The sequence below is a fragment of the Aeromicrobium sp. Leaf272 genome (assembly GCF_001422865.1).
Taxonomy (GTDB): Bacteria; Actinomycetota; Actinomycetes; order Propionibacteriales; family Nocardioidaceae; genus Aeromicrobium.
The window spans coordinates 1-6,956 of sequence record NZ_LMMY01000011.1 but is presented as its reverse complement, the minus strand read 5'-3'; the positions used below and the strand labels follow the sequence as shown (position 1 = coordinate 6,956).

Annotated in this window: 9 protein-coding genes and 1 pseudogene; 6 read left to right on the top strand and 4 right to left on the bottom strand. The window is 71.5% G+C overall.

Features of this window, described 5'->3' with window-relative positions:
* A pseudogene (locus tag ASF38_RS19100) lies at positions 1–177 on the bottom strand (cobyric acid synthase CobQ); the annotation flags it as partial.
* A gap of 39 nt (positions 178–216) precedes the next feature.
* Here ASF38_RS19100 and ASF38_RS07110 point away from each other — a divergent pair.
* Complete coding sequence (locus tag ASF38_RS07110) at positions 217–756, top strand: GNAT family N-acetyltransferase (protein WP_056574767.1); 540 nt, start codon at positions 217–219, stop codon at positions 754–756.
* A gap of 7 nt (positions 757–763) precedes the next feature.
* Here ASF38_RS07110 and ASF38_RS07105 read toward each other — a convergent pair whose 3' ends face one another.
* A complete protein-coding gene (locus ASF38_RS07105; RefSeq protein ID WP_056574764.1) occupies positions 764–1,159 on the bottom strand; it encodes a pyridoxamine 5'-phosphate oxidase family protein in 396 nt (131 codons plus the stop codon).
* Between the two features lie 101 nt (positions 1,160–1,260).
* On the opposite strand from ASF38_RS07105, the gene ASF38_RS07100 reads away from it, so the two are divergent.
* Entirely contained in the window at positions 1,261–2,409 is a 1,149-nt protein-coding gene (locus ASF38_RS07100) for a zinc-binding dehydrogenase (RefSeq protein WP_056575369.1), read from the top strand.
* A gap of 14 nt (positions 2,410–2,423) precedes the next feature.
* Here ASF38_RS07100 and ASF38_RS07095 read toward each other — a convergent pair whose 3' ends face one another.
* On the bottom strand, positions 2,424–3,017 hold the full coding sequence (locus tag ASF38_RS07095) for a flavin reductase family protein (RefSeq protein ID WP_235492830.1): 594 nt from the start codon (positions 3,015–3,017) through the stop codon (positions 2,424–2,426).
* Entirely contained in the window at positions 3,014–4,063 is a 1,050-nt protein-coding gene (locus ASF38_RS07090; protein ID WP_055960999.1) for an NAD(P)-dependent alcohol dehydrogenase, read from the bottom strand. The genes ASF38_RS07095 and ASF38_RS07090 overlap by 4 nt, the downstream gene beginning before the upstream one ends.
* Before the next feature lie 139 nt (positions 4,064–4,202).
* On the opposite strand from ASF38_RS07090, the gene ASF38_RS07085 reads away from it, so the two are divergent.
* The 4 genes from ASF38_RS07085 (at position 4,203) to ASF38_RS07070 (ending at position 6,557) form a co-directional block, all read left to right on the top strand.
* Positions 4,203–4,736, top strand: coding sequence for a DinB family protein (locus tag ASF38_RS07085; protein ID WP_056574760.1), 534 nt, complete (start codon positions 4,203–4,205; stop codon positions 4,734–4,736).
* A gap of 49 nt (positions 4,737–4,785) precedes the next feature.
* Complete coding sequence (locus tag ASF38_RS07080) at positions 4,786–4,965, top strand: hypothetical protein (protein ID WP_055960993.1); 180 nt, start codon at positions 4,786–4,788, stop codon at positions 4,963–4,965.
* 73 nt (positions 4,966–5,038) lie between these two features.
* Positions 5,039–5,518 carry a hypothetical protein gene (locus ASF38_RS07075; RefSeq protein ID WP_056574757.1) on the top strand — a complete coding sequence of 160 codons (480 nt, stop codon included), beginning with the start codon at positions 5,039–5,041 and terminating at the stop codon, positions 5,516–5,518.
* Between the two features lie 73 nt (positions 5,519–5,591).
* Positions 5,592–6,557 carry an NAD(P)-dependent oxidoreductase gene (locus tag ASF38_RS07070; RefSeq protein WP_056574753.1) on the top strand — a complete coding sequence of 322 codons (966 nt, stop codon included), beginning with the start codon at positions 5,592–5,594 and terminating at the stop codon, positions 6,555–6,557.
* Positions 6,558–6,956: the final 399 nt, after the last annotated feature.

Genomic DNA, 6,956 nt, shown 5'->3' with positions numbered 1-6,956 from the left:
CCCGTCGGTGGACTCGCCGCCCAGCGGCACGACCATCGAGTTGTTCGACATGTTCTGCGCCTTGTAGGGCGCCACGCGCAGACCGCGCCGCGCGAAGGCCCGGCAGATCCCCGTCGTCACCACGCTCTTGCCGGCGTCGGACGTCGTGCCGGCGACCAGCAGCCCAGGAGTGCGCATCGCAGCACAGCCTAGAGGCGCACGTTCTAGGGTCGGTCCATGCAGGTCACGTTCCGCAGGCTCCAGCCGGGCGACCTGCCGGTTCTCGCGCGCTGGCTCGCTGCCCCGCACGTGCACCGGTGGTGGTTCCAGGAGTCCACGCCCGAGGCGCTGGAGCGCGACTTCGGTGCGGTCATGCGCGGCGAGGAGCCGGCCGAGGACCTCGTGGCCACCGTCGACGGACGCGACGTCGGCCTCTGCCAGCGCGCCCGCTGGGACGACTACCCCGACGACGAGGCCGAGCTCGCGCCGTTCCTCGACCTCCCGTCCGGCGCCGCGACCGTCGACTACCTCATCGGCGACCCCGCCGACACCGGACGCGGCATCGGGCCGGCCGTGATCGCGGCGCTCGTCGCCGACACGTGGGCCTCGTACGCGGACTGCCCCGCCGTGGTCGTGCCGGTCGCGGCGGGCAACCGGCCGTCGTGGCGGGCACTGGAGAAGGCCGGCTTCCGCCACGTGGGCACGGCGCGGCTCGAGCCCGACAACCCGGTGGACCCGCCCGACCACGTGGTGCTGCGGATCGACCGACCCCGCTGACCGCGGCTCAGTGCAGGTGCACCCGGCGGCCGGACACGTGCTCGGGGTGCAGCCGCACCAGCACGTCGCGCACGCCGCCGGCCCAGGTGCGTGGCGGCGCGCCCACCAGCTCGGTGGCGTCCTGCGGGCTCGTGCGGCCCCGCACGGTCACGTTCCAGCCGTGCTGGTCCAGCTCGGCCTGGTGCGACGTGGCGAACGCGACGTCCTCGTGACCGTCGGCCAGCTGTGCGAGGAAGCTGTCGGCGGACGTGCGGAAGATGACGTCACCGTCGCGCACCACGTAGTTGACGGGCACCAGCTGCTGCCCGTCGTCGTCCACGAACGCGACCATGCCCACCGTGCGCACCGCCAGCAGCTCGAGGCACTCCGCCGCGTCGATCGGCCTCAGGTCTCCGTGCTGCATGCTCTCCACTCCTCCCGGTTTCACTGATCCCCCTGTGTCTACTCAGTGTGCGCCTGTCGTGGGTGCACACGTCGACCCCGTCGAGGCAGCACACTGTGCTCATGCGTGCCGTCGTCTGCCACCAGCAGCAGCTCCAGCTCACCGACGTCCCCGATCCCGTCCCCGGTCCCGGCCAGGTGCTCCTGAAGGTGCTCCGGTCCGGCATCTGCGGTTCCGACCTGCACGCCCGCGTGCACGGCGACGCGACCGCCGACATGGCCGGCGAGGTGGGGTACGACCACTTCATGCGGTCCACGTCGTCGGTGGTCATGGGCCACGAGTTCGTCGGCGAGGTCGTCTCGTACGGCCCGCGCACCCACGGGCGCTGGAAGCCCGGGACGCGCGTCGTCGCGCTGCCGCTGCTGGAGACCGCCGACGGCCTGCACATGACCGGCCTGAGCGAGCACGCCCCGGGAGGCTACGCCGAGCAGATCCTCGTGTCCGAGGCCGTCGCCTTCGAGGTGCCCGACGGCGTCGACGTCGAGCACGCCGCCACGACCGAGCCGCTCGCCGTGGCCTGGCACGCGGTGCGCAAGGGCCAGGTCGGCCGCAAGGACGTGGCCGTCGTCATCGGCTGCGGGCCCATCGGCCTCGCGGTCATCCTCATGCTCAAGGCCTCCGGTGTGCGGACCGTGGTGGCCAGCGACTTCTCCGCCGGACGCCGTGCGCTCGCGGAGCGCTGCGGCGCCGACGTGGTGGTCGACCCCGCCGTCGAGTCGCCGTGGGACCGCTTCGAGTCCGACAAGCGCTACCTCACGTCGGCCCCGGACTTCATGGACCTCGGCCTGAGCACCATGAAGAAGCTGCGCGCTGTCCCGTTCCTGCCCTGGCCCCGGGTGTTCCAGGCCGCCGAGAAGCTGGGTGCCCTGCCCACGGGACCGGTGGTGTTCGAGTGCGTGGGCGTCCCCGGCATCCTCGAGCAGATCATCACCGCGGCGCCGCTGCAGTCGCGCATCGTCGTCGTCGGCGTGTGCATGGAGCCCGACACCTTCCGCCCCTCGATGGCGATCAACAAGGAGGTCGAGCTGCGGTTCGCCTTCTGCTACGACCCGGCCGAGTTCCACGCCACGCTGCAGATGATCGCCGACGGCAAGGTCGACCCCTCACCCCTGATCACCGGGACGGTCGGGCTCGACGAGGTCGCCGACGCGTTCAGCTGGCTCGCCGACCCCGAGCAGCACGCGAAGATCCTCGTCGACCCGAGCCGCTAGGCGATCGTCGGTCGCTACGGCGCCTCGGTCGGCCGGGGCAGGGTGAACGGCACGCTGGGCGGCGCCCACTCCTCCTTGCCGAGTCGGGTCATGGGCGCCAGCAGGTCGAAGGCGGGGTGGCCCTCGACGAGCACGTGGTCGGCGACGCTGAACAGCAGCACCTCCGCCAGCACGAGGGTCGAGTCACCCAGCTCGGTGGTCGAGTGCAGGCGGCACTCGATCGCCGCGGGCGAGTCGCGGACCCGACGCGGCGTCACGAGCTCGCTCGGCTCCGTCTCCAGGCCCAGCGCCTCGGCCTCGTCGACACCGTGCTCGTAGGGCGCACTGCTGCCGTTGACCGCCTCGGTGAGCGGCTGGGTGGCCAGGTTGACCACCAGCTCCTTCGTCTCCAGGACGTTGCGCAGCGTGTCCTTGCGGCCGACGGAGGTGAACGCCAGGATCGGCGGGTTCGCGCACGCGACGGTGAAGAACGAGTGCGGGGCCAGGTTCCCCCGGCCCTCGCCGTCGACGGTGCTGATCCACGCGATCGGTCGGGGCACGACGAGCGCGGTCATGAGTGGGTAGGGCTGGACGCCCTCGTCGCCGACCCGCAGGCTGGTGCGGTTCACCGGGCGATCGAGGCGACGTCGATGACGGCGCGGTAGCGCACCTTGCCGTCGACGACCTTGTCGTAGTAGTCGCCGACCTGGTCGGCGTCGATGACCTCGACGGTGGCGGTGATGCCGTGCTCGGCGCAGAAGTCGAGCATCTCCTGGGTCTGGGGGAGGCCGCCGACCATCGAGCCCTCGAGCGCACGGCGGAACGAGAGCAGCGAGAACGCGCCCATCTCCAGGCTCTCGGTCGGGGCGCCGAGGTTGACCATGCGGCCACCGCGGTCGAGCAGACCCAGGTACTGGTCGAGCGGGACGGCCGCGCCGACGGTGTTGAGGATGACGTCGAAGGAGCCGCGCAGCTTCCGCAGCGCGCCCTTCTCCTCGGTCGCGACGTAGGCCTTGGCGCCGAACTCGAGGCCGTCGTCCTTCTTCGCGTCGGTGCGGCTGAGGACGGTCACGTCGGCCCCGAGGGCGGCGGCGATCTTGACGGCCACGTGGCCGAGACCGCCCATGCCGATCACGCCGACGCGGGTGCCCTCGGTGACACCGTGCCGCACGAGCGGCGCGTAGGTGGTGATGCCCGCGCACAGCAGCGGGGTGGTGGCGGCGAGGTCGACGCCGTCGGGGATCTTCACGGCGAAGTGGTCGCGCACGACGACCTGCTCGCTATAGCCGCCGTAGGTGATGGCGCCGTCGTAGTCCTTCGCGGAGTACGTCTGCACGACGCCGCGGCTGCAGAACTGCTCCTCGCCGTCGCGGCAGGCGTCGCAGTCGAGGCAGGAGTCGACGAAGCAGCCGACGCCGACGGTGTCGCCGACGGCGTGTGCGGTGACGTCGGAGCCGGTCTCCTCGACGGTGCCGATGATCTCGTGCCCGGGCGTCATGGGAAAGATCCCGCCACCCCACTCGTCGCGGGCCTGGTGGATGTCGGAGTGGCAGATGCCGGCGTAGCGGATCTTGATCCGGACGTCGTTCGGCTTGAGGTCGCGGCGCTCGAGGTCGACGGTCTCGAACGGCTTCCCGGCCTCGGGGACGGACAGTGCGGCAACGGTGGTGGTCATGGAGTCCACGCTAGGCAGGCGCGGGAAGGTCCGCAGGGCGAGGGCACGTGAGATGCCCGACGGAGCTCGTTCCCCGAGCCTGTCGAGGGGCCGACTCGAACCGCTCCGAAGTGTCGGCACGCAGCCCTAGCGTGGTGCCATGGACGCACTCGTGGGCGAACGCGCCGACCTGCTCGACTCGCTGCGCAAGCACCGGGCACTGTTCCTCGGCACCGTCACCGGACTGTCCGACGAGCAGGCCCGCCTCACGCCCACGGCCAGCGAGCTGTGCCTCGGCGGGCTGGTCAAGCACGTGGCCGCCGCAGAGGGGGAGTGGGCGCGCTTCGTGGTCGACGGCCCCGCGCCCCAGCCCGACGTCGACTGGCAGAACATCGACTGGAGCGACCCGCCGCAGGCCGTGCTCGACCGGCAGGACGAGTTCCGACTGCTCGAGCAGGAGACCCTGGCCGGCGTCGTCGCGCTCTACGAGCGCACGGCGCTCGCCACCGACGAGCTGGTCGCCTCCGTCGACCTCGACGCGCGGCAGCCCTTGCCCGACGCCCCGTGGTTCGAGGCGGGCGCGTCGTGGTCGGCACGCCGAGTGTTCCTGCACCTGGTCGCCGAGACCTCCCAGCACGCCGGTCACGCCGACGTCCTGCGCGAGAGCATCGACGGTCGCAGGTCGATGGGCTGACCGTGCTCGTCGGCGCCGCGGCACAGGGCGCCGCGGCTAGGCTTCGGGCATGTCGTCGCAGCTGACCGTCGCCGAGGCCGCCGGCCTGCTCGAGGTCTCGACGGCCGAGGTCCACCGGCTCATCGCCACCGGGCGTCTCGACCACCAGCTGGCCTGCTCAGGGCGGTGCGAGCTGCTCGTCAGCCACGAGTCGGTGGTCGCGGTGAGGAGCGCCCGACAGCCCGGCTGAGCCGCGACCTTCGGCCGAGGGGTCGAGCCTTTCGGCCGGCGTGGCAGCCTCTGCCCGCGCCTAGCGTGCAGTCATGACTGATCCGTCCGTCACCGATCTGCGCATGACCGACACCGACCGCGTGTGGACGTTCGTGCTGCTCGGGGGTGGCGGCGGGGCGCTGCTGCTCGTGCTGCCCTGGCTGCTGGACCTGGTCAGCGGGTTCCCCCTCGTGCCGTTCGAGGCGGTGGCGGAGTGGGTGGCCGGCTTCGACGAGCCCTGGGCGTGGGCGGCGCGGCTCGCCGTCGGCGGTCTGCTCGGCTCGGCGCTGGCGGCGTTCGCGATCGCCGACGAGCACCGGATCCTCCTGGGCGACGACCAGCTCGTCGTCGTGCACGGCAGCGATCAGCGCATCCTGCGCCGCGAGCAGGTCGTCGGCGTCCACCGCGACGGCAAGCGCCTCGTGATCGACGGCGACCACGGTCGGGTGCTGTTCGACGAGACCCTCGAGGCGCCGCGGGACCAGGTGCGCGAGGCCTTCCTCGCGCACGCCTACCCGTGGGAGTCCGCGTAGCGCTGCCGATCGACCTCCCGATGTGCGAGGGTGCGAACGCCCTGGGTCAACGATCGCGGAGGAGCACGTACCGATGGCCGACTACGTCATCACCGGCGCGTCCGGCTTCATCGGCCGTTCCCTCACGGAGCGACTGCGTGCCCGGGGCGACTCCGTGCGTGGCATGGACCTGCACGCCGACCCCGCGCACGACGTGGTCGCCGGGGACGTCACGGACCCGGAGTCGTGGAGCGACGTGATCACCCCGGGGGCGACGGTCGTGCACACGGCCGCGCTCGTGTCCAACCTGCCGACGCTGGAGGAGGCGTGGCGGGTCAACACGCTCGGCACGCGGCGGGTCCTCGACGCGGCGGTCTCGCGTGGGGCCGCGCGCGTCGTCTACCTCTCGTCGGTCCGCGCGTTCTCGGACCTCGGCTTCCCCGACGGCGTCACCGAGGACCATCCCCTGAGGCCCGACGGCAACCCGTACGTCGACACGCGCATCGCCGCGGAGCAGGCAGCGATGCAGGCGCACGCGGCCGGCGAGATCGACGTGACGGTCGTGCGCCCCGGCGACGTCTACGGCCCGGGATCGCGCCCGTGGACCCTGCTGCCCGTGCGGATGATCAAGGCCAACCGCTTCCTGCTTCCCGCGATGGGGCGGGGGATCTTCAGCCCGGTCTTCGTCGACGACCTGGTCTCGGGGCTGGTGCTGGCCGCCGACCGTGGGGAGGCGGCCGGCCAGGTGTTCACGCTCAGCGGTGGGGTGGGCGTGGAGTGCCGGGAGTTCTTCGGCCACTACTACCGGATGCTGGGCAGGCGGGGCCCCGTCGTGATGCCCACGGCGGCGGCCCTGGCGCTGGCATCGGCCGCGGCCAAGGTGAACCGGGTCCGTCGTGCCGACGACGAGACGAACACGACCGCGGTCCGCTACTTCTGCCGGACGGGCACCTACTCGATCGACAAGGCTCGGTCGATGCTCGGCTACGACCCCGCCGTCGACCTGGACGAGGGGATGCGCCGGACAGAGGTGTGGTTGCGCGACGTCGGCGAGCTCTGAGAAGCCCCCGACGGGCGCCGGATCGAGTGCCCCGACGTGCCGAGCCCTGCAATTGCAGGGAACTGGCCCGCGGTCGAGACGTCACAAGGGGGGCGGTTTGACCGGACCGGGGAGGGGTCTGTAATGTTCTTCTTGTTGCGCCGCTCGCCGGAGCACGAGGCCGAAAGGCCGCGTGATCGGAGCGCGCAGAGCTTGTACCGAAACGGTCAACGCCAGGGCTTTCGCCCGGAGACGGACCGCTGACAACGGCAGGCGTCGGATGGAGACAGCAGCAGCATCGCTTCTCCGTCCACCAGGAAGCCTCTGGCTGACCCACCTCACGGTGTGGTCGTGACAGATGTGCGTCTGATCCTTGAGAACTCAACAGTGTGCCAAAAGTCGACGAGATAATCAGTAGTA

What these genes read in the sequence shown, in the direction of transcription:
- ASF38_RS07110 (WP_056574767.1), top strand. Translation starts at nt 217, where the DNA reads ATGCAGGTCACGTTCCGCAGGCTCCAGCCGGGCGACCTGCCGGTTCTC.
- ASF38_RS07105 (WP_056574764.1), bottom strand. Translation starts at nt 1,159, where the DNA reads ATGCAGCACGGAGACCTGAGGCCGATCGACGCGGCGGAGTGCCTCGAG.
- ASF38_RS07100 (WP_056575369.1), top strand. Translation starts at nt 1,261, where the DNA reads ATGCGTGCCGTCGTCTGCCACCAGCAGCAGCTCCAGCTCACCGACGTC.
- ASF38_RS07090 (WP_055960999.1), bottom strand. Translation starts at nt 4,063, where the DNA reads ATGACCACCACCGTTGCCGCACTGTCCGTCCCCGAGGCCGGGAAGCCG.
- ASF38_RS07085 (WP_056574760.1), top strand. Translation starts at nt 4,203, where the DNA reads ATGGACGCACTCGTGGGCGAACGCGCCGACCTGCTCGACTCGCTGCGC.
- ASF38_RS07080 (WP_055960993.1), top strand. Translation starts at nt 4,786, where the DNA reads ATGTCGTCGCAGCTGACCGTCGCCGAGGCCGCCGGCCTGCTCGAGGTC.
- ASF38_RS07075 (WP_056574757.1), top strand. Translation starts at nt 5,039, where the DNA reads ATGACTGATCCGTCCGTCACCGATCTGCGCATGACCGACACCGACCGC.
- ASF38_RS07070 (WP_056574753.1), top strand. Translation starts at nt 5,592, where the DNA reads ATGGCCGACTACGTCATCACCGGCGCGTCCGGCTTCATCGGCCGTTCC.